20 protein-coding genes are annotated in these 24,238 nt (G+C 62.8%); 6 read left to right on the top strand and 14 right to left on the bottom strand.

Going from position 1 to position 24,238, the window contains the following annotated elements:
* Window positions 1-17: 17 nt before the first annotated feature.
* The 6 genes from recJ to NN662_RS09595 form a co-directional block, all read right to left on the bottom strand.
* Window positions 18-1,820 (bottom strand): single-stranded-DNA-specific exonuclease RecJ, encoded by a 1,803-nt coding sequence (gene recJ, locus NN662_RS09620; protein ID WP_261931922.1) that lies wholly within the window; start codon window positions 1,818-1,820, stop codon window positions 18-20.
* 82 nt (window positions 1,821-1,902) lie between these two features.
* Window positions 1,903-3,864, bottom strand: a complete 1,962-nt coding sequence (locus tag NN662_RS09615; protein WP_261930058.1) for a MacB family efflux pump subunit — start codon at window positions 3,862-3,864, stop codon at window positions 1,903-1,905.
* 3 nt (window positions 3,865-3,867) lie between these two features.
* Window positions 3,868-5,079 (bottom strand): efflux RND transporter periplasmic adaptor subunit, encoded by a 1,212-nt coding sequence (locus NN662_RS09610; protein WP_261930057.1) that lies wholly within the window; start codon window positions 5,077-5,079, stop codon window positions 3,868-3,870.
* A gap of 216 nt (window positions 5,080-5,295) precedes the next feature.
* The gene (locus NN662_RS09605; protein ID WP_261930056.1) at window positions 5,296-6,609 is read right to left on the bottom strand and encodes a homoserine dehydrogenase; all 1,314 of its coding nucleotides are present in this window, start codon (window positions 6,607-6,609) and stop codon (window positions 5,296-5,298) included.
* Between the two features lie 63 nt (window positions 6,610-6,672).
* Window positions 6,673-7,890, bottom strand: coding sequence for an LL-diaminopimelate aminotransferase (locus NN662_RS09600; RefSeq protein ID WP_261931921.1), 1,218 nt, complete (start codon window positions 7,888-7,890; stop codon window positions 6,673-6,675).
* A gap of 228 nt (window positions 7,891-8,118) precedes the next feature.
* Window positions 8,119-8,466 carry a hypothetical protein gene (locus tag NN662_RS09595; protein WP_261930055.1) on the bottom strand — a complete coding sequence of 116 codons (348 nt, stop codon included), beginning with the start codon at window positions 8,464-8,466 and terminating at the stop codon, window positions 8,119-8,121.
* A 263-nt stretch (window positions 8,467-8,729) separates the two neighbouring features.
* On the opposite strand from NN662_RS09595, the gene NN662_RS09590 reads away from it, so the two are divergent.
* Both NN662_RS09590 and sfsA read left to right on the top strand, forming a co-directional pair.
* Window positions 8,730-10,511, top strand: a complete 1,782-nt coding sequence (locus tag NN662_RS09590; RefSeq protein WP_261931920.1) for a class I poly(R)-hydroxyalkanoic acid synthase — start codon at window positions 8,730-8,732, stop codon at window positions 10,509-10,511.
* Window positions 10,512-10,527: 16 nt separating this feature from the next.
* A complete protein-coding gene (gene sfsA, locus NN662_RS09585) occupies window positions 10,528-11,232 on the top strand; it encodes a DNA/RNA nuclease SfsA (protein WP_261930054.1) in 705 nt (234 codons plus the stop codon).
* Between the two features lie 6 nt (window positions 11,233-11,238).
* Here sfsA and NN662_RS09580 read toward each other — a convergent pair whose 3' ends face one another.
* Window positions 11,239-12,246, bottom strand: coding sequence for a YeiH family protein (locus NN662_RS09580; RefSeq protein WP_261930053.1), 1,008 nt, complete (start codon window positions 12,244-12,246; stop codon window positions 11,239-11,241).
* Window positions 12,247-12,342: 96 nt separating this feature from the next.
* Here NN662_RS09580 and NN662_RS09575 point away from each other — a divergent pair, with 96 nt between their 5' ends.
* The 3 genes from NN662_RS09575 (at window position 12,343) to radC (ending at window position 15,020) form a co-directional block, all read left to right on the top strand.
* Window positions 12,343-13,233, top strand: a complete 891-nt coding sequence (locus NN662_RS09575; protein WP_261930052.1) for a LysR substrate-binding domain-containing protein — start codon at window positions 12,343-12,345, stop codon at window positions 13,231-13,233.
* Window positions 13,234-13,327: 94 nt separating this feature from the next.
* Window positions 13,328-14,161, top strand: coding sequence for a type I methionyl aminopeptidase (gene map / locus NN662_RS09570; RefSeq protein WP_261930051.1), 834 nt, complete (start codon window positions 13,328-13,330; stop codon window positions 14,159-14,161).
* A gap of 10 nt (window positions 14,162-14,171) precedes the next feature.
* The gene (gene radC, locus NN662_RS09565) at window positions 14,172-15,020 is read left to right on the top strand and encodes a RadC family protein (RefSeq protein WP_261930050.1); all 849 of its coding nucleotides are present in this window, start codon (window positions 14,172-14,174) and stop codon (window positions 15,018-15,020) included.
* A gap of 14 nt (window positions 15,021-15,034) precedes the next feature.
* On the opposite strand, the gene NN662_RS09560 is transcribed toward radC, so the two are convergent.
* The 7 genes from NN662_RS09560 to NN662_RS09530 form a co-directional block, all read right to left on the bottom strand.
* Entirely contained in the window at window positions 15,035-15,970 is a 936-nt protein-coding gene (locus NN662_RS09560) for a 1-phosphofructokinase family hexose kinase (protein WP_261930049.1), read from the bottom strand.
* Window positions 15,967-17,532 carry an AAA family ATPase gene (locus tag NN662_RS09555; RefSeq protein WP_261930048.1) on the bottom strand — a complete coding sequence of 522 codons (1,566 nt, stop codon included), beginning with the start codon at window positions 17,530-17,532 and terminating at the stop codon, window positions 15,967-15,969. The genes NN662_RS09560 and NN662_RS09555 overlap by 4 nt, the downstream gene beginning before the upstream one ends.
* Before the next feature lie 161 nt (window positions 17,533-17,693).
* Window positions 17,694-18,776: a BMP family ABC transporter substrate-binding protein gene (locus NN662_RS09550; RefSeq protein WP_410010921.1), complete on the bottom strand. Its 1,083-nt coding sequence runs from the start codon at window positions 18,774-18,776 to the stop codon at window positions 17,694-17,696.
* Between the two features lie 22 nt (window positions 18,777-18,798).
* Window positions 18,799-19,722 carry an ABC transporter permease gene (locus tag NN662_RS09545; protein WP_261930047.1) on the bottom strand — a complete coding sequence of 308 codons (924 nt, stop codon included), beginning with the start codon at window positions 19,720-19,722 and terminating at the stop codon, window positions 18,799-18,801.
* Between the two features lie 3 nt (window positions 19,723-19,725).
* Window positions 19,726-20,820, bottom strand: a complete 1,095-nt coding sequence (locus NN662_RS09540) for an ABC transporter permease (RefSeq protein ID WP_261930046.1) — start codon at window positions 20,818-20,820, stop codon at window positions 19,726-19,728.
* Complete coding sequence (locus NN662_RS09535; protein ID WP_261930045.1) at window positions 20,810-22,375, bottom strand: ABC transporter ATP-binding protein; 1,566 nt, start codon at window positions 22,373-22,375, stop codon at window positions 20,810-20,812. Before NN662_RS09535 ends, NN662_RS09540 begins: the two co-directional genes overlap by 11 nt.
* A 307-nt stretch (window positions 22,376-22,682) precedes the next feature.
* Window positions 22,683-23,603, bottom strand: coding sequence for a LysR family transcriptional regulator (locus NN662_RS09530; protein WP_261930044.1), 921 nt, complete (start codon window positions 23,601-23,603; stop codon window positions 22,683-22,685).
* Window positions 23,604-23,733: 130 nt separating this feature from the next.
* Between NN662_RS09530 and NN662_RS09525 the strand changes: the two genes are divergently transcribed.
* Window positions 23,734-24,213: a nucleoside deaminase gene (locus NN662_RS09525; RefSeq protein ID WP_261931918.1), complete on the top strand. Its 480-nt coding sequence runs from the start codon at window positions 23,734-23,736 to the stop codon at window positions 24,211-24,213.
* The last annotated feature ends 25 nt before the right edge of the window (window positions 24,214-24,238 follow it).

The raw sequence follows: 24,238 nt of genomic DNA, 5'->3' as shown, positions 1-24,238 counted from the left end.
CCCTGAAATGACTGATCTCAGAGCGGCCGCGCCGCATCGACGACACGCATCTGCACGCGTCGCGATCCCTGCCATTGATCGGCCGACAGCGAGCCGGCGAGATGCATCTGCGTTCCCCGACCGTTCAGCAGGAACTGCCCGAGCGGCGTCTCAGCCGCGCGGAAGGCAATACCGTCGATCCGGCTGCCGTCGGCGGCCGCAGCGCTGATCTTCACATGGTTCGTGCCGACGACCCGGACATCGGTGATGCGGTGGGACGGAAGCGCGAAAATCGGCTGCGGATGACCCGATCCATAGGGACCGCCGGTCTCGAGCCGGTCCACAAGTTCCAGCGTCGCACCGGATGCAGAGAGCGCGCCGTCCACCTTGAGGGTGCGGTTGTCGGTCAGTGTCGGGACGACCTTTTGCGCGCGCTCGTCGAAGAACTGGCGGAGCTTGCCGAGATTGCTTCGTTCCACCGTCAATCCCGCCGCCATCGCATGGCCTCCGCCCTTGACGAGCAGGCCCTCGTCGACCGCGGCGCGCACCATGCGACCGAGATCGAAGCCGGCAATAGAACGTCCGGAGCCGGTTCCCTTCCCGGACGGATCGAAGGCGATAGCGAAAGCCGGCCGGTGGAAACGGTCCTTCAGCCGCGACGACAGTAGGCCGACTATACCCGGATGCCAGTTGTCGCGCGCCGTGATGATCACCGATGCGGCGGAGCCGTCGCCGTATTCTGCCAGCGCTTCCGCCTCCGCCTCCTCCAGCATCACCGCCTCCATGGCCTGACGCTCGCGATTGAGTTCATCGAGCTCGCCCGCAACCTCTTCCGCGGCAATCGGATCGTCGAGCGTCAGAAGCCGGCTGCCGAGCGCGGCGTCGCCGATGCGTCCGCCGGCATTGATCCGCGGGCCGATCAGGAAGCCGAGATGATAGGGCGTCACGGGACCATTGACGCCCGCCTTGCGAAACAGCGCGGCCAGCCCGGGGTTGGACATCAGCCGGGCGGCCAGCATGCCCTTGACCACATAGGCGCGATTGAGCCCCTTCAGCGGCACGACATCGCAGACCGTGGCGAGCGCCACGAGGTCGAGCAAGGCGAGAAGGTCGAAGCTGCCGATCCGCTTGTCACCGCGCTCGCGCAGGAGCCGCATGCAGGCGACGAGGACGAGGAAGACGACGCCTGCCGCGCAGAGATGCCCCTGCCCCGAGAGGTCGTCCTCCCGGTTCGGATTGACCAGCGCATGGCAGACCGGCAGGTCGTGATTGACCTGGTGGTGATCGATGACGACGACGTCGATGCCGCGCTTGGCGGCTGCTTCCAAGGATGCCTGGCTCGTCGAGCCGCAATCGACGGTGACGATGAGTTGGGCGCCCTCGTCGATCAGCTGGTTGATCGCCTGCGGGTTGGGGCCGTAGCCTTCGAAGATACGGTCGGGAATATAGATATGCGCCTTGACGCCGAAATGGGTCAGGAACCGGTAGAGCAGCGCCGACGAGGCCGCACCGTCGACGTCGTAGTCCCCGAAGATCGCCACATGTTCGCCGCGCTGGATCGCGTCGACGATGCGTTCGGCCGCCTTGTTGCAGTCGGTCAACGTCGAAGGGTCGGGCATCAGGTTGCGAATGGTCGGATCGAGAAAGGCCGGCGCCTCGTCGATCCCGACACCCCGTCCCGCCAGCACCCGGGCGATCAGTTCCGGGATACCGTGCACCTGCGCGATCGCCAGCGCGCGGTTCTGCGCCGCCTGGTCAAGGCGGGAGACCCAGCGCTGGCCGCTGGCCGACTTTTCGACGTTGAGAAAGGCCCGTTGCACGGGATCGGCGGGTTCGTTCATGGCTTTCGTCATATCTGCCCTTCGCTTGACCTTCCTTGTGCTGTTTCCTGGCCCGCCGTCAACACCAACGACGAGAGAAAGATCAGCGGGCAAGGGCCGCGACGGGATCGAGCCGCGAGGCGTTACGCGCCGGAAGGAAGCCAAAGGCGACGCCGATCAGGCAGGAGCAGGCGAAGGCCAGCACGATCGACGACGTCGAAAACACCAGGCTGAAGCTTGGTACGACGGCGTTGAACACGGCGCCGAAGCCGAGCGCCGTGCCTATGCCCAAGGCTCCGCCGATCAGGCAGACGAGAACGGCCTCGATCAAAAACTGCTGCAGGATGTCGTAGCGCCGGGCGCCGACCGCCATGCGCACGCCGATTTCGCCGACCCGCTCCGAAACGGACACCAGCATGATGTTCATCACCCCGATCCCGCCGACGATCAGCGAAATGACGGCGATCGCCGCCACCAGAAGCGTCAGCGTCTCGGTCGTCGATGTGATCGTCTGGCGAATGTCGTCGGTATTGAGGATGAAAAAGTCCTTGGTTCCGTGACGGGCCGTCATGAAATCGGTGACGGCCTTCTCGGCCACGCTCGTGTCCGTATTGTCGGCGACGCGGACTGTGATGCTGCGCAGCGACATGCTGCCGAGGAAGCGCGCCTGCACGCTCCTGTAGGGCAGATAGATGGAGAGATTGTTGCGCCCGCCGAAACCGCTCTGGTCTGCCGCCATCACCCCGATGATCCGGCAGGGCACGTCGCCGATGAACACGACTTGGCCCAACGGATCGACGTTGCTGTCGGCGAAAAGCGCCTTGGCGGTGTCCTCATCGATCACGGCGTTCTGCGACATGGCATTGACATCGCTCTGGTCGAAGAACCGGCCATCGACGAGCTTGGATCCCTTGACCGAGAAATACTGGGCGCCCACACCGTTGACGAGCGCATTGGCGACCGTCGATCGAAAACGCACCGTGCTGCTGGTCGACACCGTCGGGGTCACCGCCGCCACATAGGACAGCTGGGCCAGCGCATCCGCATCCGAGACGACCAGCGTCGTCACCCGGCCGGACCGCACGTCACCGAAGCCGGAGCCTGGAAAGACTTCCAGCGTGTTGGTTCCGAGGCTGGCGATATTCTCCAGCACCTTGCGCTGCGATCCCTCGCCGAGCGCCACGACGCAAACGACCGATGCGATGCCGATGATGATGCCAAGCATCGTCAGGAAGGTGCGCAGGCGATGCGCCTTCAGCGCCAGAAGCGCCATGAAGAAGGCCTCCCGGAACCGGTCCAGCGTGGCGCCGAACGCCGAGCGCGCGCCGCTTGCCCAGGCCTTCTGCGGCCGTTTTGTCTCCGCGGCAGCCGCATCCGCCGCCTTGCGGCTGTCGCCGATGATGACCCCGTCGGCGATCTCGATGATGCGATTGGCGCGGCGGGCGACATTCATGTCATGCGTGACGATGATCACCGTCCGGCCATCGCGGTTGAGTTCGTCGAGGATTTTCAGAACCTCGTCACCGCTGGCCTGATCGAGCGCGCCGGTCGGTTCGTCCGCCAGGATGACGTCGCCGTCGTTCATCAGCGCGCGGGCAATCGAGACACGCTGCTGCTGTCCGCCGGAGAGCTGCCCCGGCCGATGATCGAGCCGTTCGTGCATGCCAAGGCGGTCGAGAAGCTGACCCGCCCGCGATAGCCGATCTCGCCGCGCCCGGCCGGCATAGATCGCCGGGACCTCGACATTGCCGATGGCCGACAGTTCGCCGAGAAGGTGATAGCGCTGGAAGATGAAACCGAAATGTTCACGCCGTAGCGCGGACCGCTCGTCCGGGTCGAGAAGGCTCGTCTCCTTGCCGGACACCTGATAGCTGCCCGACGTCGGCCGGTCGAGCAGTCCGATGATGTTCATCAGCGTCGATTTGCCGGAGCCCGAAGGCCCGACGATCGCGACCATCTCACCGCGTTCGATCTCCAGATCGACATCGTTGAGGACCGTCAGAACCTGATCGCCCGCCGGATATTCGCGACGCACGCTCTTGAGGCGGATGATTGCGTCCGACATCGATCAGAGCCCCATCGGTCCCGGTGGACCACGCCGCGTCGACGACGATCCCGACGCGCCCGTCCCCTCGCCGATGACGACGCGTTCGCCTTCGGTCAGTCCGGATTTCACTTCGACGAGCGTCTTGTTGTTGAGCCCCGTCTCGATCTGCCGTCGTTCGAGAGTGCCGTCCTTGCCAACCACCTGCACGCTGTACTTGCCGTCCTTCCCGGCCGTACCGAGCGCGGAGGACGGGATCACCAGCACGTCTTTCGCCTCGGCAAGGACAACCTTGACCTCCGCCGTCATGTAGGTGCGGAACTTGCGGTCCTTGTTGTCGATGTCGAACACACCGATGTAGTAGACCGCCGATGTGGAGGATGAGGACGACGAACTGGAACTCGAGGACGTCGTGACGGCACTGTCGCTGGTGATCGATTCCGGTGCAGGTTCGATCGAGGCCAGCGTCGCCTCGTGTTCCTGGTCAGGCTCTCCGAGAATGTTGAAGTAGACCTTCTGTCCGGGCTCGACATTGACGATGTCAGCCTCCGAAATCTCCGCTCTGACGGTCATCGTGCTGAGATCGCCCAGGATGACGATCGTCGGCGCGGATTGAGACGCGTTGACGGTGCGCCCCTCCTGATTGACGACGGCAAGAACCGTTCCGTCGATCGGCGCGGAAATGCGTGTGTAGCCGATATTGACCTTGGCGGTATCGACGGCAACCTGGGACTCGACGATCTGCGCATCAATGGCCGCGACCTGCGCCTTGGCGGCCTCCAAATTGGCCTGGGCCGTTTCGAGATCCGCCTGCGAGCCGGCCTTTTGAGTGTAGATCGATTGCTGGCGCGCGAGCGTCAGTTCCGCGCTGCGAAGATCCGCCGCCTTTTCGTTTCGCTGGGCCTTGGCGTAGTCGAGCTGCGCCTGGCTGGTCTTCAGGTTGTTTTCCTGCGTCGCGGAATCGATCTCGGCAATCAGGTCACCCTTCTTGACGTCGTCGCCGGGAGCGACCTTGACGGATGTGATGCGGCCGGAAACCTGCGCGCCGACAGCAACCAGCTGTTTCGGCTTGATGATGCCGGTCGCCAGAACGGTTTGCGAGATCGTGCCCTTGTGGACGTCGGCAGCAATGTAGCGCGGCGTTTCTGCACCAAAATAGCGGCTGTTGACCCAGTAACCGCCGCCGATGACAGCAAGGAGGCCGAGACCGGCGAAGATGAAATGGGATGTCTTCATATATGTCCACGCGCCACGGTGGGCCTGGCTAAAACAACTGATTCTGAAAAATTCGGACGATGTCCGACGCACCTCTCTGACCGATACCAGAGTTGCACAGTCAACAAAACTTAAAGTTTAGAAAGGTTTGACGGACCGCAAGAGTTGCCGGCCCGAATGCAGACGGCCCGCGGCGGGACACGCCACGGGCCGAAACGGCAATGCCGTCGGTCTCGATCAGGGACGCTCGATGCGGATGACCTGCGGTTCGCCGCGCAGGTAGCCTTCCTTCTGGATCGCCGCGACCGCCTGACGGACAGACTCTTCCATCGTCGCGTGCGTCACCAGGATGATCGTCTTGTCGCCGGCCGAATTGACCGGTTCCTTGGAGTGCTGGACGATCGATTCGAGCGAAATCCGGTTCTCGGCCATGCGCGTGGCGATCGAGGCGAAGACGCCGGTGCGATCCTCGACCGTCAGACGGATGAAATAGCCGCCCTCATGGCTGCGCATCTCCGCCCGCTTGTAAGGCGAAAGCAGCGCGGCCGGCCGGCCGAGCGACGGCACGGTCTGTGCTCCGGGCTGGCTCTTGGCAATGTCGGCGATGTCGCCGAGCACGGCCGAGGCCGTCGCATCGCCGCCGGCACCGGGGCCGACCATCAGCAGTTCGCCGAGAATGTCGGCTTCAAGTGCCACGGCATTGGTCACGCCATCGACCTGGGCAATCACCGAATCGCGCGGAACCATGGTCGGGTGGACGCGCTGTTCGATGCCCGTCTCCGTCTTCTGCGCCACACCGAGAAGCTTGATCCGGTAACCGAGATCGGCCGCCGCATTGATGTCCTCGATGGTGATGTTGGTGATGCCTTCGAGATAGATCTCGTCTGCGGCAATCTCGGTGCCGAAGGCGAGCGTCGTCAGGATCGCCAGCTTGTGCGCCGTGTCGTTGCCTTCGATGTCGAACGCCGGTTCGGCTTCGGCATAGCCGAGACGCTGGGCCTCGGCGAGGCAGGCTTCGAACGACAGGCCTTCCTTCTCCATCCGGGTCAGGATGTAATTGCAGGTGCCGTTCATGATCCCGTAGATGCGGGAGATGTTGTTGCCGGTCAGCGATTCGCGCAGCGCCTTGATGACCGGAATGCCACCGGCGACGGCGGCCTCGAAATTGAGAAGCGCACCCTGCTCTTCAGCGAGTCTTGCCAGCGCCACGCCATGGCGGGCCAGCAGTGCCTTGTTGGCTGTCACCACGTGGAGACCCCGCGCAAGTGCGGCCTCGACGGAGGCATGGGCCGAACCGCCCTCGCCGCCCATCAGCTCGACGAAGACGTCGATATCGGCGTCCTTTGCCATCGTGACCGGGTCGTCGAACCAGCTGTACGTCGAAATGTCGATGCCGCGGTCCCTGTCGCGCGTGCGGGCCGAGACTGCCGTGATCGTGATCGGACGACCACAGGTTACGGCAAGCTGGTTGGCACGGTTTTGGAGGATTCGGACAAGCGCGACACCGACGGTGCCGAGGCCCGCAATGCCGATCTTCAGGGCATCTGCCATTGGGTATTCCTGACGTTTGGGCTGAAGGGCGGCCGGACGGCCGCCCGTCGGAGGGTGGTGGACTTAGCGGTGGGCGTTCAGCGAGACGACATTGTGCAACGTGTCGTCCGCCGTCGACAGGAAGCGCTTGATGTTGCGCGCCGCCTGGCGAATGCGATGTTCGTTTTCGACGAGCGCGATGCGGACGTGCTCATCGCCCTGCTCGCCGAAGCCGATGCCGGGCGCGACGGCGACATCCGCCTTCTCGACGAGCAGCTTGGAGAACTCCAGCGAGCCGAGATGGCGGAATTTTTCCGGGATCTTCGCCCAGGCGAACATGGTGGCAGCCGGCGGCGGCACCTCGAAGCCGGCCTTGCCGAAGCTGTCGACCAGCACATCGCGGCGCTTCTTGTAGATCGAACGCACCTCGGCGATGTCGCTGCCGTCGCCGTTGAGCGCGTGGGTGGCCGCAACCTGGATCGGCGTGAAGGCGCCGTAGTCGAGATAGGACTTCACGCGGGTCAGCGCCGAAATCAGCCGCTCGTTGCCGACGGCAAAGCCCATGCGCCAGCCGGGCATGGAGAAGGTCTTCGACATGGAGGTGAATTCGACGGTGATGTCGATTGCGCCGGGCACTTCCAGAACCGACGGCGGCGGATTGCCGTCGAAGTAGATTTCCGAATAGGCCAGATCCGAGAGCACGATGATATCGTGCTTCTTGGCGAACGCGATGACGTCCTTGTAGAAGTCGAGCGTCGCGACATAGGCCGTCGGGTTGGACGGATAGTTGAGGATGAGCGCCAACGGCTTCGGGATGGAGTGGCGCACGGCGCGCTCCAGAGGTCCGAAGAAGCTCTCGTCCGGCTCGACGGAGAGCGAACGGATGACGCCGCCCGCCATCAGGAAGCCGAAGGCATGAATCGGATAGGTCGGATTGGGGCAGAGAATGACATCGCCGGGCGCCGTGATCGCCTGCGCCATGTTGGCGAAGCCTTCCTTGGAACCGAGCGTGGCGACGACCTGCGTATCCGGATTGAGCTTCACGCCGAAACGGCTGGCATAGTAGCTCGCCTGCGCACGGCGAAGGCCGGGAATGCCCTTCGAGGCGGAATAGCGGTGCGTGCGCGGGTCCTGGACAACTTCGCAGAGCTTGTCGACAATCGCCTTCGGGGTCGGAAGATCCGGATTGCCCATGCCGAGGTCGATGATGTCCGCTCCGCCCGCTCGCGCGCTCGCTTTCAAACGGTTGACCTGTTCGAAAACGTAGGGCGGCAGACGCCGGACTTTATGAAATTCTTCCATCATCGTTCCTCATGGAAATCTGCGGCTCAGCCGGCCGCCGGCGATCCCCGTTTTCCTTTCCTTCTCGACGCTACCCGGCAACGGGGTTCAAAAACAGGGTAGCATGAAGTGCATTCGAACGCATCGACGCTGGCGAATTTGTGGCCCGCGCCGCTTTTCGGCACAGTGCTTTGCGGCGAAAATGTCTGAAACGCAAGACCCGTGGCGCATGCGAACGAGAAATCTTGCCTACTGCTGGATCTGGCTTTCCATATTCGTGCCGTGCGTCTGCGCCAGCTTGCGCAGTTCGGCAACTTTCGCCTGGTACTGCGCCTCGCTCAAGGTGCCGGCCTTGCGCTGCTGGCCAAGCGCAGACAGTTGCGCCTGCAGGGCCGCGGCGTCGCCGTCGGTCATCTGCGAATTGGCGGCCACCAGAGGTGTCGAAATGTTGGGATAACCGTCCTTGTCCATCACGGCCGCCTGTTGCGCCGAACGGGCCGAAATGGTCGGCGGTGGCGGCTTGCGCAATGCAAGATCTTCCAGCGGAAAGGCGCTGCAGCCGCTGATCAGCCCGAAACCCAGGACTGCAACGGGCAAAAATCTGGCCCCGAGTGACATCGAACGGTAGGTCACAGAAATTCCTTCAACATCGATTCCGGTGCACCCCCGCACCACCCTGTTGATGTCTATTAGCGAAAAGACGCGGGCAACTGCAATGGCGGGATGCCTAGCGCTTGTATTCTTTTTCATGCAGAATGTAAAAAGCCAAAAGAAAATGCGTTGTTCGGGAGGAATCGGGATTGGCTGATGGAGGGCGCACTGCGCGAGGTGAAAACGGTGACCGAGAGGCTCCCGGCTCCATCGACATAGAGCCTTTTGTCGTCAAGGACCCCGAAGGCATGGCGATGAACATCGCCCGCGCGCTGCAAAATCTGGGTGAAGCCGCAACCGAATGGATCGGCCCGCGCGAGCGTGGCGAGGTCGCCGACGTCGTCGCCGAACCGATGGCCGACATGGTCAAGACCCTGTCCAAGGTCGTCGAATACTGGGTTGCCGACCCGAAGCGGACGCTTGAAGCCCAGACCATGCTGATGAACAGTTTCTTTGGCATCTGGATGCAGACGATGCAGCGCATGCAGGGTCAGGAAACGGCCCCGCCCGCTCCGTCCAAGGACAAGCGCTTTGCTTTCGACGACTGGTACTCCAATCCCTTCTACAGCTTCCTGCGCGAAGCGTATCAACTGGTGTCCAACTGGGCAGCGAAGCTCGTCACCGATGCCGAAGGACTGGACGAGCACACCCGCCACAAGGCGCAGTTCTATGTGGCGCAGATCGTTGCGGCGCTGTCTCCGGCCAATTTCTCCGTCACCAATCCGGAAGTCTACCGCGAGACGGTGGCCTCCAGCGGCATGAACCTCGTCAAGGGCATGAAGATGTTCGCCGAGGACATCAAGGCCGGCAAGGGCGACCTGCGCATGCGGCAGACGGATGCCAGCAAGTTCGCGGTCGGCGAGAACATGGCCCTGACGCCCGGACAGGTGATCGCGCAGAGCGATGTCTGCCAGGTGATCCAGTACAATCCTTCGACCGAGACGGTGCTGAAGCGACCGCTGCTGATCGTGCCGCCATGGATCAACAAGTTCTACATTCTAGACCTCAATCCGCAGAAATCCTTCATCAAGTGGTGTGTCGACCAGGGCCATACGGTCTTCGTCATTTCTTGGGTCAATCCGGACGAACGCCACGCGCAGAAGAACTGGGAATCCTACATCCGCGAAGGCATCGATTTCGCGCTGGAGGCTGTCGAAACGTCGACCGGCGAAAAGGGCGTCAACGCCATCGGCTACTGCGTCGGCGGTACGCTGCTGGCGGCGACCCTTGCCCTGCATGCCCGCGAGAAGAACACCCGCATCAAGACGGTAACGCTGTTCACCACTCAGGTCGACTTCACCTATGCCGGCGACCTGAAGGTGTTCGTTGACGAGGAGCAGCTCGAAACCATCGAGACGCAGATGATGGCGAACGGCTATCTGGACGGCTCGAAGATGGCGATGGCGTTCAACATGCTGCGTTCGCAGGAGCTGATCTGGCCCTATTTCGTCAACAACTACCTGCGCGGCCAGGAACCGACGCCATTCGACCTGCTCTACTGGAATTCCGATTCCACCCGCATGGCGGCTGCCAACCATTCCTACTATCTGCGCAACTGCTACCTCGACAACACGCTTGCCAACGACAAGATGGTGCTGGCCGGCTACAAGCTGTCGCTGAAGGACGTGAAGATTCCGGTCTACAATCTGGCGACCAAGGAAGATCATATCGCGCCGCCGAAATCCGTCTTCCATGGCTGCCAGTTCTTCGGCGGGCCGGTCGAATACGTACTGTCGGGTTCCGGCCATATCGCCGGCGTGGTCAATCCGCCCGACAAGAAGAAGTACCAGTACTGGACGAACGGCGAACCGGTCGGCGATCTCGAAGCTTGGCTCGCCAACGCCAAGGAGACGCCCGGATCCTGGTGGCCGCATTGGGATAGCTGGATCAGGAGCCACAACGACAAGCAGGTGCCGGCGCGCCAGCCCGGCGGCGGCCACATGAACGCGATCGAGGAAGCACCCGGCTCCTACGTCCGCGCCCGCATCTAGGCCGACGCCGTTCCCGATGCAGTTCCCCTCGCCTCTTGTCCCGGCAATTCTGGTGCGTCGCTACAAGCGCTTCCTGTTCGATGCCATTCTGGACACAGGCGAAGCGATCACCGGCTCCTGCCCCAATACCGGCTCCATGCTCGGCCTGACGACGCCCGGTTCGCGGATCTGGCTCTCCGAGCATGACCTGGCCGGCGGCCGCAAATACCGCCACCGCTTCGAGATGATCGAAGCCGACGGCACGACGGTCGGCGTCAATACCGGCCTGCCCAACCGGCTCTCCGAAGAGGCGATCCGTAAGGGCATGATTGCCGATCTCGGCGACTACACGTCGATCCTGCGTGAACGGAAATACGGCCGCAATTCGCGGATCGACCTGCTTCTCAAGGCGGACGGCCGGCCGGACGCATATGTCGAAGTCAAGAACGTCCACTTTATTCGAAAGCCCGGACTTGCCGAGTTCCCGGATACGGTAACGGAGCGGGGCGCCAAGCATCTGCAGGAACTCTCAGACATGGTGCAGGAGGGTCACCGTGCGGTGATGGTCTACCTCATCCAGCGCGACGACTGTGACAGGTTCTCGATCTGCGGCGACCTCGACACGGCCTATGAGGCTGCGTTCAGGCACGCACAAGCGATCGGGGTCGAGGCCTATGCCGTCAAATGCCTTGCCACACCGGAGGCGATCACGCCCGTGAAGGCCGTGCCGTTCGTCGACTGATCTTCCTCACAGAGCCAGGAAATAGATCAGCGAGCCGCTGATCGCCGTCAGCGCCAGAATCGACAGACAGCCTGCTGCCAGAACCCGTCCGCCGGAGGCGAAGACGGAACGGATGTCGACGGCAAGACCCAGGGCGGCCATCGACAGGATCGTCAGAAGGGTTGCCACTTCCCGCATCGGAGCGACGGTCCATTGCGGCAGGAGATTGGCCGTGCGCAGCAGCATCATGGCGAAAAAGCCGACGATGAACCACGGAACCAGATGGCGGATCTTCAGCGACCCGGTGGTTCTCGTGCCGCTGCTCAGACCCAGCACCAGAATGACCGGGCCGAGCATCAGCACCCGCATCAGCTTGACGACGGTGCCGAGTTGCACGCTGATCGCACCGACCGGCACGGTGGCGGCGAGCACCTGCGGTACGGCGTAGACCGTCATGCCGGCCAGAATGCCGTAGCTGTGCTGGCCGATATCGAACATCCTGGCGCCGAGCGGCAGCAGAAGCACGACGGCAATGCCCAGCGCCGCCGTGAAGGCGATCGATGCCGCGACATCGTCGGACTCGGCCTCGATGACCGGGGCCGCAGCGACGATCGCCGAGTTGCCGCAGATAGAATTGCCGCAGGCGACCAGAAGCGCCAATTGCCTGTGCAGGCCGAGAGACCGGCCGATCGCATAGCTGACCAAGATCGCCACGACCACCACGCCGGCGACGACCGCGACCAGCAGGCCGCCCATGCCGGTGATGACCGAAAGGCTGAGCGACGCGCCGAGAAAGACGATGGCCAGTTCGAGGAGTGTCTTGGCGGAAAAATGAACGCCGCGATGGAAGCGTGGATGGAGGCCCGCAATGCTGTGATAGGCCGTGCCAAGCAGGATCGCGAAGACGAGAGCGTCGATGAACCTCTGCCCCGTCAGATGCACCTCGAGCCATTCGGCGCCATACGAGATGGCGGCGATGGCTGCGCAGAGCAGAACTCCGGGAAGGACATCCTTGGCAAATTGAATCTTCTTCATGTCGGCCTCTTTTGTTGACCTGACATTGGCATTGAATTTCATGCAGAAAAATCGAATAATAATGCATGTTCCATGCAATAGGATTGCACGTTTAACATGACATTCGAGCAATTGACCATCTTTGTCGCCGTCGCAGAACGCCAGCATGTGACCAGGGCCGCCGATGCTCTCGGCCTCACCCCATCCGCCGTCAGCGCGGCGATCAAGGCACTGGAAAACTTCTACAATGTCAGCCTGTTCGACCGTGTGGGCCGCGGTATTCGTCTGACCCGGGCGGGCGTGATTTTCCTGCAGGAGGCGCGTGAGACGCTGGCGCGGGCGAAGGCGGCATCGCTGGTGCTGAGCGAGCTCGGCGGGCTGAAGCGCGGCACGCTGGAGGTGCAGGCCAGCCAGACGGTCGCAAGCTACTGGCTGCCGCCACGCCTCATGCGCTTTCACGAACGCTATCCGGAGATCGACATCCGGCTGCAGGTTGGCAACACGGACACCGTCAGCCGGGCGATTCGCGACGGCGCCGCCGACATGGGCTTCATCGAAGGAGAGATCGACGAGCCAGCGCTCAGCAAGATCATGGTCGGCAGCGACGAGATCGGGATCATCGTGGATGCGGCCAGCCCGCTCGCCACCCTTCCAGCCGGGGAGGCAATCGACGAACTGAGGAAGACGCGCTGGATCATGCGTGAAAAGGGCTCAGGCACCCGCTCCGTCTTCGAAAGTGCGATCGCCACACTCGGCCTCGAAAGCGACCGAATGAGCATCGCTCTGATATTGCCGTCGAATGAAAGCATCCTGACGGCGCTGATCGGCAGTTCGTGCGCGGCGGCCGTCTCCAAGGCGGCGGCGGAGCCTTTCGTCGCCACCGGCCGGCTGCGGCTTCTCGATCTTGCCTTGCCGCCCCGCCGCTTCTACGCGCTCTGCCACAAGGAGCGGCATCTGAGCCGCGCCGCGCACGAATTTCTGCATCTGTGCGGCGGAAATCTCGGCTGAGCCGGTCACAAAACGCCTTTGCACCGGGCAGCCCATGGACGAGACCCGTTCGACTGCTTTATGTATTGAAAAAACACATCGGGAATACAACCAAATGGTGAACTACATCGAAGCGGCCGGCGCGCCGCTGAAGAACACCGGCGCGATCCGGCTCTATGGCCCTGAGGCTTTCGAGGGAATGCGCGCCGCCTGCCAGCTGACCGCACGCTGCCTCGACGCACTCGTCGACATCGTCAAGCCGGGCGTGACCACCGACGAGATCGACCGCTTCATCCTGGCCTTCGGGCTCGATCACGGTGCCCTGCCCGCGACGCTCAATTACCGCGGCTACACGAAATCGTCCTGCACCTCGATCAACCATGTTGTCTGCCACGGCATCCCCAACGACAAGCCGCTGCGCGAAGGCGACGTCGTCAACATCGACGTCACCTTCATTCTCAACGGCTGGCATGGCGATGCGAGCCGGATGTATCCCGTGGGCAGCATAAAGCGGGCGGCGGAACGTCTCCTGGAAGTGACATATGAGTGCCTGATGCTGGGCATTGCCGCCGTCAAGCCGGGCGCGCGCACCGGCGCGATCGGAGAAGCCATCCAGACCTTCGCCGAGGCCGAGCGCTGCTCGGTCGTCCGCGACTTTTGCGGCCATGGTGTCGGTCAGCTTTTCCACGACACGCCGAACATCCTCCATTACGGACGCGCCAACGAAGGCCCGGAAATTCGCGAAGGCATGATCTTCACCATCGAGCCGATGATCAATCTCGGCCGCCCGCATGTGAAGGTCCTGGCGGACGGCTGGACGGCCGTCACCCGCGATCGTTCGCTTTCAGCGCAATACGAGCACACCGTCGGCGTGACCGCGGACGGATGCGAGATCTTCACCCTGTCTCCGGCGGGCCTTGATCGCCCCGGCCTCGGATCGAACACATAGAGGATGCGACATGGCAACACGCTCCGGCCATTCAGGGAACAGCGGGAAAGGCAATAGCCTCTCCGGCTTTGCTGAAGGGTCGGAAGATGCGTTGCCAGATGACGAACGCGGCTTCTTCGCCGAACAGGCGCAGAAGCGCGGCGGGATGCCCGCCGGAGCGGCGATCGGGGCTGGCGGCAACGCGAAGGCCTCGCATTTCCACGGTCATCGCGACCGCCTGCGCACCCGCTACCGGGAAAACGGCGACGGCGCGCTCGCCGACTACGAACTGCTGGAACTCTTTCTCTTCCGTTTGATCCCGCGCCGAGACACCAAGCCGATCGCCAAGGCGCTGATCGAGCGCTTCGGCTCGCTAGCCGAAGTTTTCGGCGCCTCGCCGGCGCTCCTGCAGGAGGTGAGCGGCGTGGGAGAAACGGTGGCGCTCGATATCAAGCTCGTTTCCAGCATCTCCCAGCGCATGTTGAAGAGCGAGTTAAAAGGCCGGCAGATCCTCGGCTCGTGGTCGGCGGTGATCGACTACTGCCATACCGCCATGGCGCATGAAGCCCGCGAACAGTTCCGCATTCTCTTTCTCGACAAGCGCAACGCGCTGATTGCCGACGAGGTGCAGGGCAGAGGGACGGTCGACCACACGCCGGTCTACCCGCGCGAAGTGGTGCGCCGCGCGCTGGAACTGTCGGCCACGGCGGTAATCCTGGTCCACAACCATCCGTCAGGCGACCCGACGCCCTCGCGCGCCGACATCGACATGACGCGGATGATCATCGACACGGCCAAACCGCTCGGCATCACGGTCCACGACCACATCATCATCGGCAAGCAGGGCCATGCGAGCCTCAAGGGCCTGCGGCTGATCTGAAAACGCCGTCGCCATCACGCTTCGGTGTCGTAGGCCGCCCTGCCCTCGTAGATCGCGAAGATATCGTCGCGGTGGCAGAGTTCGGTGCCGGGTGTCATCGCCGCCGCCGCACCTGCGGCAACCCCGAAACGGAAGGCCTCTTCCATCGTGCCGCCATTGGACAGCAGCCACACCAAGGCGCCGACGAAACTGTCGCCCGCGCCAACCGCCGACTTGACCGGGACGTGAATGGCGGGCACGCGCAGAACACCGTTCGGGCCGGCAAGGATCGCCCCCTCGCGCCCCAGGGTGACGGCAACATATTGCGAGCGGCCCTCTCTCACGAGCTTCATGGCCTCGTCGCGCAGGCCGGCTTCGTCGAGCTTGCGCCCGGCAAGGGTTTCCAGTTCGCCGAGGCTCGGCTTGACCAGAAAGACCTGGCCCTTCTCAAGCGTGGCGCGCAGCGGTGCGCCCGACGTGTCGAGCACGAAACGGACGCCGTTGGCGGCGGCAATATCGGACATCCTGGCATAGGTATCATCCGGCGCCCCACGCGGAAGCGAGCCGCTGGCAACGATATAGTCGCCTCGAAACTTGGCCACCGCCGCCATCGCCTTTTCGACTTCATCTGCGGTAATGTCCGCCCCCTCCGGCACGAAACGGTATTCCTGCCCAGTATCCCTTTCATAGACCATGAAGGCGATGCGCGTTGAGCCGCCGACATGGACCGTTCTCAGCGTGATCGGAAGGTCTGCCAAAATTTCCTCGAGAAGAGCGCCGGTCGCCCCGCCGGAGAGAATCAGAAGCTCCGGCCGACCGCCAAGCTTGGCGATCACTCGCGCGACATTGACGCCGCCACCGCCGGCATGACGCTCCTGCAGCGACGTGCGCATCTTGTGGGTGGGCTGCACATGCTGCACCTCGCTGGATATGTCGATCGTGGGATTGAGGGCGACTGCGAGAATGGTCATGGATGCTCAACTCCTGTGGATGAGGCCGGTTCGTCATGCGCATGCGAGATGCTGTTGGCGAGAGCAACAATGGCGCGCACCACCTTGTCCACCGGCCGATCCGCGTCGATGCGGACCCAATCGTTGTCGCCGGCGCCGCGCTCCAACTGGCGCTCCAGGACATCGACGGTGGCGTCCGACGAGCCGCCACTGCGCGCACCGACCCTTTCGCGGAGGCGCTGCGGTACGACATCCAGCCAGACACCGCAGCACGGCACACCTGCCGCCGCCGCGCTTTCGGCAATTCCAGCCCGCATCGTCGGCAGGTCAAAGACCGCGTTTGCGAGGACCGCCGCACCCTCCGCGAGGGTGGCCTGACTGTGGGCAAATATCTGCCCGTAGACCTGTTCCGAGACCTCGGGGCGATAGGCGTCCGGAGGCAGAGTCGTGTCACGCGACACGCCGTGCATACCCTTGCGAATGGTATCGCTTTCGAGAATGCGGGCACCCGGCGCCGGGCCGACCTGATCCGCAAGTTGCGCCGAGACGGTGCTCTTGCCCGAGCCGCTGAAACCGCCGACCGCCAGAAGCAGAGACGGACAGGGCTTCAGAAGATCCATGGACAGATCAAAATAGCTGAGGGCCATCTCCTCAAGAACTGTTCTGTCGCCGTCACGTTCCTCCCCGGCTGTCGCAGTGACATGGGCGCGGACGGCGGCGCGGATCGCCATCAGGAACGACAGCAGGCCAAAGCCGTCCGCTTCGCCGGTCAGGTCGAAATAACGATTGGCGACAAGATTGGCGTGAGCCCTCAGGTCCCGGTGCCAGAGATCCATCAGCAGGAAGGCGAGGTCATAGAGCACATCGGTCGTGGCGATCCGGTCGTTGAATTCGATGCAGTCGAACAGGCGTGGCGCGCCATCCAGCCAGCAGATGTTGCGCAGATGCAGATCGCCATGGCAGCGCCGGATTTTTCCCGCGGAGGCTCTTGCGTCCAGATGCCCGGCATGGCGTGCCAGATGCTCGCGAAACAGCGCATTGAGGCGGGCGACCTCGTCGCGATCGAAGATCCGGCTGGTGGCAAAGGCGCGTTCATTGATGTCGAGCACGGCGGCGATATTGGCGGAACCACCCTCGCCGGGCACGACCGGCGCGTCGCGGTGAAAAGCGGCAATGGTCCTGGCGACCTCATCGACATGATCCATCGTCAACTGGCCGGCTTCCGCCATGGCGTCCATGAGCGCGGATTGCTCGAAGCGACGCATGACGACGACAGCGTCGACAAGTTCGCCCGCTCCGCCGAAGCCGAGGCTGCCGTCTGCCGTGCGGACAATCGGCTCGACACCGCGATAGAGACCTGGGGCGGTCCGGCTATTGAGCGCGACTTCCTTCTCGCAGGCCGCCAGCCGTTTTTCTGCCGTCGAGAAATCGACATAGGGCAAAGCAACCGCCCGCTTCAGCTTGAAGACCCGGTCCGGCGCCAGGAATATCCTTGAAATATGCGTCTCGATCTCGCAGCAGCGTGCACCCCCCGCCGCTTGTCGCAGGAAGTCGGTCACGCCCTTCTGGTCCTCGGTGATCATCCCGCGCCATCCCTTCATGCCGGAGGCAGACGAATACCAGACTTTTCTACATCGAGGCGACCACAACGGCTTTGACAAGTATCAAGAGGACGGATGGGGGCCGGGAAATGAAAAAGGCGGGGGTCGCTCCCCGCCTTCTCTGATGGAATGCTGGCCTGAAATCAGGCGGCGCTCTCGACGCCCTTGACGAACCAGTCGATGACCGCGAGCTGATCGAGGGTCATGACTTCACCTTCCTTGACCTTCAGATTGCCGTCCTGGTCGTAGATCGGGCCCTTGAAGATGTCGTAGCTGCCGTCCTTGTAGCCGGCCTGGACGTCGTCAGCGAGCTTGCGGACGTCTTCCGGAATGGCTTCGTTGTACGGCGCAATGGCGACGGTGCCTTCCTTGAAGCCGTCCCAGGTGTCCTTGGACTTCCAGGTGCCGTCGACGATCGCCTGTGCGCGTTCGATATAATACGGACCCCAGATGTCTTCGATGGCGGTCAGATGGGCCTTCGGTGCGAAGGACGACATGTCTGCGCCCTGGCCGAAGCCGTAGAGCCCCTTCTGCTCGAGGATCTGCAGGGCAGCCGGGCTGTCGGTGTGCGTGGTGACGATATCGCAGCCGAGGTTGATGAGGGTTTCGGTCGCGGCCGCTTCCTTCGGCGGGTCGAACCAGCTGTCGATCATGACGAGCTTGACCTTGGCATCCGGGTTCTGCTTCTGGGCGGACAGGCAGAACGAGTTCACGCCGAGCACCACTTCCGGAACCTTGAACGAGCCGAGGTAGCCGAGCGTGCCGGACTTCGACATCTTGCCGGAGATCGTGCCGAGAACGGCGCGGCCTTCATGGAACTTCGAGTTGTAGGTCGATACGTTGTCGGCGCGCTTGAAGCCCGTGCAATGTTCGAACATCACATCCGGGAATTCCTTGGCGACTTCGATGGTCTGGTCCATGTAGCCGTAGGACGTCGTGAAGATGAGCTTGCAGCCCTGCTGCGCCAGGTCGCGGATGACCGGGATGGCCGACGCATCTTCCGGCACGTTCTCGACATAGACGGTCTCGACCTTGTCACCGAGCGCTTCGTCCACGGCCAGGCGGCCCTTGTTATGCGCCCAGGTCCAGCCGTAGTCGCCGATCGGGCCGAGGAAGATGAAGCCGATCTTGACCTTGTCAGCGGTGAAGGCGGCGCGGCCGAGGAGCGGCAGGGCCGCAGCGGCACCGGCTGCCTTGAGCATTGTGCGACGATTGATAATTCCCATGGAGGTCTCCTGTTTATGATGTTCAGGTTGAGGGTAGGAAAGGCTTGCCGAGGCAGGCGGGCGCGCTTCCCCCGGCATTCTTGCGGGCGGATATGACCGCCAGCGCGACAACGGTCATCAGATAGGGCATGGCGGCCCAGAACTGCGACGGAAGGAAGGAGAAGCCGGCGGCCTTGGCGTAGAGTTCAAGCGCCATCAGGATGCCGAAGAAATAAGCGCCAACCAGAAGACGGCCTGTACGCCAGCCGGCGAAGACGACGAGCGCGAGCGCGATCCAGCCCCTGCCCGCGGTCATCTTTTCCGCCCACATCGGCGTGATCACCATCGAGAAGTAGGCGCCACCAATGCCTGCCATCGCACCGCCAAAGGCGATCGCGGCATAGCGCACGCCGATGACGGAATAGCCGATGGAATGGGCCGAGTGGTCGTTCTCACCGACGGCGCGCAGGATGAGACCGGCCCGGGTCGATTTCAGGAACCAGGCCACCACCGGCACCATGATCAGCGCGAAATAGACGATCGGCGAATAGCCGAAGATGACCTTGAGGATCGGGTCGCGGGCCAGGAAGTCCGGAAAGATGGAGCCGAACGGCATGACGATGCGGCCGACGAAGGACAGACCGAGGAGCGACGACAGGCCGGTTCCGAAAATGGTCAGCGCCAGGCCGGTCGCCACCTGGTTGGAATTTAGCTGCAGCACCAGAACGGCAAACAGCATGGACGACAGCGCGCCGCCGGCGGCCGCTCCCAGAATGCCGATCCACGGATTGAAGGTCATGACCGTGACGCCGAAGCCGGAGATCGCGCCCATCAGCATCATGCCTTCGACGCCGAGATTGAGAACGCCGGATTTCTCGACGACCAGTTCGCCGAGGCCCGCAAGCAGAATGGGCGTCGTCAGGCCGACGACGGTGATGATCGCAGCGATGATGAAATCGAGGCTCATGCGTTACTCTCCCGCTGCCGGCACTGCGGCGGCCTTGTGGCTTGGCACGATGCGCACGCGGTAGCGCACCAGGATATCACTCGCCAGGATGAAGAACAGCATCATCGCCTGGAAGATGCCCGCTGTCGAATTGGGAATGTGGACGGTCGTCTGCGCCACCTGCCCGCCGACATAGGTGACGGCAAGCACGATGCCGGCCAGAAGGCAGCCGATCGGATGCAGCCGTCCGAGGAAGGAGACGATGATCGCCGTAAAGCCATAGCCGGACGGAAAGCCAAGATTGACGGTCTTCAGCGCTCCGGCAAATTCCAGAGAGCCGGCAAGCCCGGCCATCGCACCACCGATCAGGAGCGTGACCCATATCGTCTGCTTTGCGTCGAAGCCGCCGTGACGGGCCGCCTGCGGCGCACTGCCGACCACACGGATCTGGAAGCCGAAAACGGAACGCGACATGATCAGCCAGAAGACGAAGGGCAGGATGACGGCGATCGCGACACCCAGGTGGATCGTCGTGCCGGGAAACAGGATCGGCAGGGTCTGGTCGGGCGACAGCGGTGCGGTTGCCGGAAAATTGCGGCCGTTCGGATCCTTCCACGGGCCTCCGACGAGATAACCCAGCACCTGCAGCGCCACATAGGTGAACATCAGCGTCGACAGGATTTCGTTGACGTTGAACCGGGTGCGCAGGAAGGCGGGAACGGCGGCCCAAAGCGTGCCGCCGATGATGCCGGCGATGATCATCGCGATCATCACGGGCGCGCCGCCCGCGTCGCCTGCGGCAATGCCGACGCCGGCCGCGCACAGTGCACCGATGATGTACTGGCCTTCCGCCCCGATGTTCCACACCTGCGCCCGGTTGCCGAGCGACAGGCCGAGCGCGATGATGATCAGCGGCGCGGCCTTCACGGCCACGTCCTGCCACTTGTAGGAGGCCAGCAGCGGCGTCAGGAAGATGTCGATGACCGCCTGAAGCCCCTTCACGCCGATGGCGTCGAAGACGATTATGCCGATCAGCATGGTCGCCAGCACCGAGGCGATCGGCGTGACGACCAACATCAGCCGACTGGGCTCGGGGCGTTTTTCCAGTTTAATGCGCATGGGCGGGCTCCGCCTTGGTCTGTGTTGCGGACGCGTGGCTCTCGCCGTGTATGCCGCCCATCAGCAATCCGATTTCCTCGATATCCGCATCGACGACGCGCATCGACTTCGACAGCCGGCCCTCGTTGATGACCGCGAGCGTGTCGCAGAGCGACAGCAGTTCGTCCAGGTCCTGGCTGATCACGACGATGGCAGAGCCGGCGGCAGCAAGATCGACCAGCGCCTGATGGATTGCCGCGGCCGCTCCGGCATCGACGCCCCATGTCGGCTGGCTGACCACGAGCACGGTCGGCTTCTGCATGATCTCGCGGCCCATGATGTATTTCTGCAGGTTGCCACCCGACAGGGAACCGGCCATCGAACCGGGACCGAGCGCCTTGACCGAAAACGAGGTGATGACCTCGCCGGCATAGGTCCGCGCGACACCGGAATCGATGAGGCCCATCCTCACCATGCCGAGCCGGTCACGAGCCGTCAGAACAGCATTGTCGGAGAGCGTGAAGTCCGGAACGGCCGCGTGACCGTTGCGCTCTTCCGGAACCGTCGCCATGCCGGAGAGGCGGCGCTGCTTTGCCGTCATCTTTCCGATGCGGGCACCGTCGACGGTAATGTGATCTGCCCCGAGCGAGGGCGTTTCGCCGGACAGGGCCAGCAGCAGTTCGTTCTGGCCGTTGCCGGCGACGCCGGCAATACCGAAGATCTCGCCGGCCTTCACGGTGAAGGTGACGTCCTTCAGCGACGTGCCGAAAGCCTCGGTCGACGGCATGTCCATCTTGTTGACGATCAGCATGTCCTGACCGAATGAGCGGTCGGCGGCCTTCTGGATGTCCTTCAACCCGCCACCGATCATCTTTTCGGCCATCGACCGCGAGGTTTCGACCTTCGGGTCGCAGGTATCGACCAGCTTGCCACCGCGCAGGATGGTCGCGGTATCGCAGAGCGCCTTGATCTCATGCAGCTTGTGGGAAATGTAGAGGATCGAACAGCCTTCCTTGGCGAGCTGGCGCAAGACGACGAACAACTGTTCGACTTCCTGCGGCGTCAGCACCGAGGTGGGCTCGTCCATGATCAGCAGGCTCGGATTGAGCAGCAGCGCCCGCACGATCTCGATGCGCTGGCGTTCGCCGACAGACAGCGTGGACACGATGCGATGCGGTTCCAGCTTCAGCCCGTACTGCTTCATCACGTCGAGAATACGCGCTTCCAGTTCGCGCGCCGGAATTTTAGCATCCATGCCGAGCGCGATGTTCTCCAGCACCGTCATCGCTTCGAACAGCGAGAAGTGCTGGAACACCATGCCGATGCCGAGCTTGCGGGCAGCCTTCGGATTGGCAACCGTCATTGGCTGGCCGTTCCAGCGGATTTCGCCCTCGTCCGGCTGCATGATGCCGTAGATCATCTTGACCAGCGTCGACTTGCCGGCGCCGTTTTCGCCGAGAAGGGCATGAATCTCACCGGGCAGAACCGAGAAACTGACGTGATCGTTCGCCAGAACGCCGGGAAACCGCTTGGTAATTCCCGTCAGTTCAAGGCGAGGTAAAGGCTTGTTTTCCATCGTGTCCCCTGCTCAACCCGAAGCCGTCGAAGCAAATGTCGGTTGCGCGCCATTGCGAGTGACCGCACCGGCGACCGGCTTATTTCGATGTGCTGAATTGCAGGAAATGACCAAACGGATATGTGCCGGTGCCATACTGTCACCGGCCGTATTCGGATGCGCTACCGACGCATGCCGACCTACTGCCAAATCACCCAGTTCCACTCATGTCCCCTTGCATTCTTATAACCGGTAGTTGGTGACGCTTTTGCAGCGCACACAAGCATATTGTTTCGAGCGGTGCGTTGCAAAAAACGCAACACGGACGTTAGACCGCTTTGCTGTGGTAAGGCAAGGCTTCCATGCGCTCCTTCAAGAGATGAATGATCGCCTGCACGGCGGCGCTCGGAGCATGCGTGCTGCGGGTGACGAGCGACAATTCCTCATATGGCATCTGCCGCCCTGAAACCGCCAGAAAGCGCAGCCGGTTCTCCTTGAGTTCCTGCATGATGTTGACCGGGCCGAGGAAGGCGATGTGCCGATCGTCGCCGACCAGAAGCTTCAAAAGGCTGCTGGAATTCGTGACCAGACTGGGGATCGCGCGGAAATTCGCCGCCTCCAGCGCGCGGTCGATGAGTTTGCGCGAGGCCAGCGTCGCGTCCGGCAGGATATAGGGGAAATCCATGCAGTCGCTCAGATGCACGCTGGAGCGTGCCGCCAGCGGATGGTCCGGCGACACGACGATCCCGGCCGGCACCTGGAAGGTCACCAGCTTGCGGATATAGGGAAGATCCGCGACGTTGAAACATATGGCGATATCGAGTTCGCTCGCCTGCAGCTTCTCGATGATATGCGCAGTACCGCCAATGAACACATCCAGCGTGAATCGTGAGAATTTCTGTTGCACGGTCTCGAACATGTCGCGGGCGAAATCGCCGGCAAGACATTCCATAAGGCCGACTGCCAGATGGCCGCGACGCAGGCCCTGCATCTCCTGTAGCCGAACCCGCGAACGATCCTGTTCGGCCCGCCACCGGCGGATGTCGGCAATCAGCACCTCCCCGGCGGACGTCAGGCGAACGCCGCGCGGCAGCCGCTCGAAAAGCTTCACCCCGTATTCGGCTTCGAGATTGAGAATCCGACGATTGAGCGCCGACGGCGATACGTTCAGATGCTCGGCCGCCCGCCGGATCGAGCCGATCCGTGCCACTTCATCGAAAAGCATCGCGGCGGGAGAAATCAGGGACACCGGGCAAACCTCCGAACGTGCGAACAATTCGCACGATGCATATCAATAGATGCACTTGAAAAGAGCAGCGATCAAGGCGAGTTTCAGCACCATTGCAGAGAGTGAAACAGGAGCGAATACCGTGGCAATCATGTGCGAAGAACTCGACCACGAGGCGCTGTTGCGCCAGTCCATCGACGAATCGGCCAAGGCGAAGGCCGCCGGCGTCCATCCCTTCGCATCGATACTGGTCGGCCCCGACAGCAAGGTGCTGATGACCCAGCACAACGCCTACATGCCGGATCACGACATGACGGGCCACGCCGAACGCGTGTTGATGACTCGGGCGTCGACGACGCTGCCGATGGAGCTTCTGAAAGAATGCACCATCTATACGTCCGCCGAACCCTGCGCCATGTGCGCCGGAGCCATCTACTGGACCGGTTTGAAGCGCGTCGTCTATGGCCTCTCCGAATCGAAGCTGAAGACGATCACCGGCAACCACCCTGAGAACCCGACGCTCGACCTCCCCTGCCGTACGGTCTTTGCAGCGGGACAGCGGCAGGTGGAAGTCATCGGCCCCATGCTCGAGGACGAGGCTGCAGCCATCCATGAGGGCGTGTGGGGCTGACGGACCACGGGCGTTGCGAACCTCT

Source organism: Rhizobium sp. NRK18, from assembly GCF_024385575.1.
GTDB lineage: Bacteria > Pseudomonadota > Alphaproteobacteria > Rhizobiales > Rhizobiaceae > JANFMV01.
This window is presented reverse-complemented; position numbering and strand designations above follow the sequence as displayed.

Coding starts and splice junctions, on each gene's coding strand:
- radC (WP_261930050.1), top strand. CDS start 14,172: ATGGCAACACGCTCCGGCCATTCAGGGAACAGCGGGAAAGGCAATAGC.
- NN662_RS09560 (WP_261930049.1), bottom strand. CDS start 15,970: ATGACCATTCTCGCAGTCGCCCTCAATCCCACGATCGACATATCCAGC.
- NN662_RS09580 (WP_261930053.1), bottom strand. CDS start 12,246: ATGAAGAAGATTCAATTTGCCAAGGATGTCCTTCCCGGAGTTCTGCTC.
- NN662_RS09525 (WP_261931918.1), top strand. CDS start 23,734: ATGTGCGAAGAACTCGACCACGAGGCGCTGTTGCGCCAGTCCATCGAC.
- NN662_RS09540 (WP_261930046.1), bottom strand. CDS start 20,820: ATGCGCATTAAACTGGAAAAACGCCCCGAGCCCAGTCGGCTGATGTTG.
- NN662_RS09610 (WP_261930057.1), bottom strand. CDS start 5,079: ATGAAGACATCCCATTTCATCTTCGCCGGTCTCGGCCTCCTTGCTGTC.
- NN662_RS09615 (WP_261930058.1), bottom strand. CDS start 3,864: ATGTCGGACGCAATCATCCGCCTCAAGAGCGTGCGTCGCGAATATCCG.
- NN662_RS09605 (WP_261930056.1), bottom strand. CDS start 6,609: ATGGCAGATGCCCTGAAGATCGGCATTGCGGGCCTCGGCACCGTCGGT.
- recJ (WP_261931922.1), bottom strand. CDS start 1,820: ATGAACGAACCCGCCGATCCCGTGCAACGGGCCTTTCTCAACGTCGAA.
- NN662_RS09545 (WP_261930047.1), bottom strand. CDS start 19,722: ATGAGCCTCGATTTCATCATCGCTGCGATCATCACCGTCGTCGGCCTG.
- sfsA (WP_261930054.1), top strand. CDS start 10,528: ATGCAGTTCCCCTCGCCTCTTGTCCCGGCAATTCTGGTGCGTCGCTAC.
- NN662_RS09575 (WP_261930052.1), top strand. CDS start 12,343: ATGACATTCGAGCAATTGACCATCTTTGTCGCCGTCGCAGAACGCCAG.
- NN662_RS09600 (WP_261931921.1), bottom strand. CDS start 7,890: ATGGAAGAATTTCATAAAGTCCGGCGTCTGCCGCCCTACGTTTTCGAA.
- NN662_RS09555 (WP_261930048.1), bottom strand. CDS start 17,532: ATGATCACCGAGGACCAGAAGGGCGTGACCGACTTCCTGCGACAAGCG.
- NN662_RS09535 (WP_261930045.1), bottom strand. CDS start 22,375: ATGGAAAACAAGCCTTTACCTCGCCTTGAACTGACGGGAATTACCAAG.
- NN662_RS09550 (WP_410010921.1), bottom strand. CDS start 18,776: ATGGGAATTATCAATCGTCGCACAATGCTCAAGGCAGCCGGTGCCGCT.
- map (WP_261930051.1), top strand. CDS start 13,328: ATGGTGAACTACATCGAAGCGGCCGGCGCGCCGCTGAAGAACACCGGC.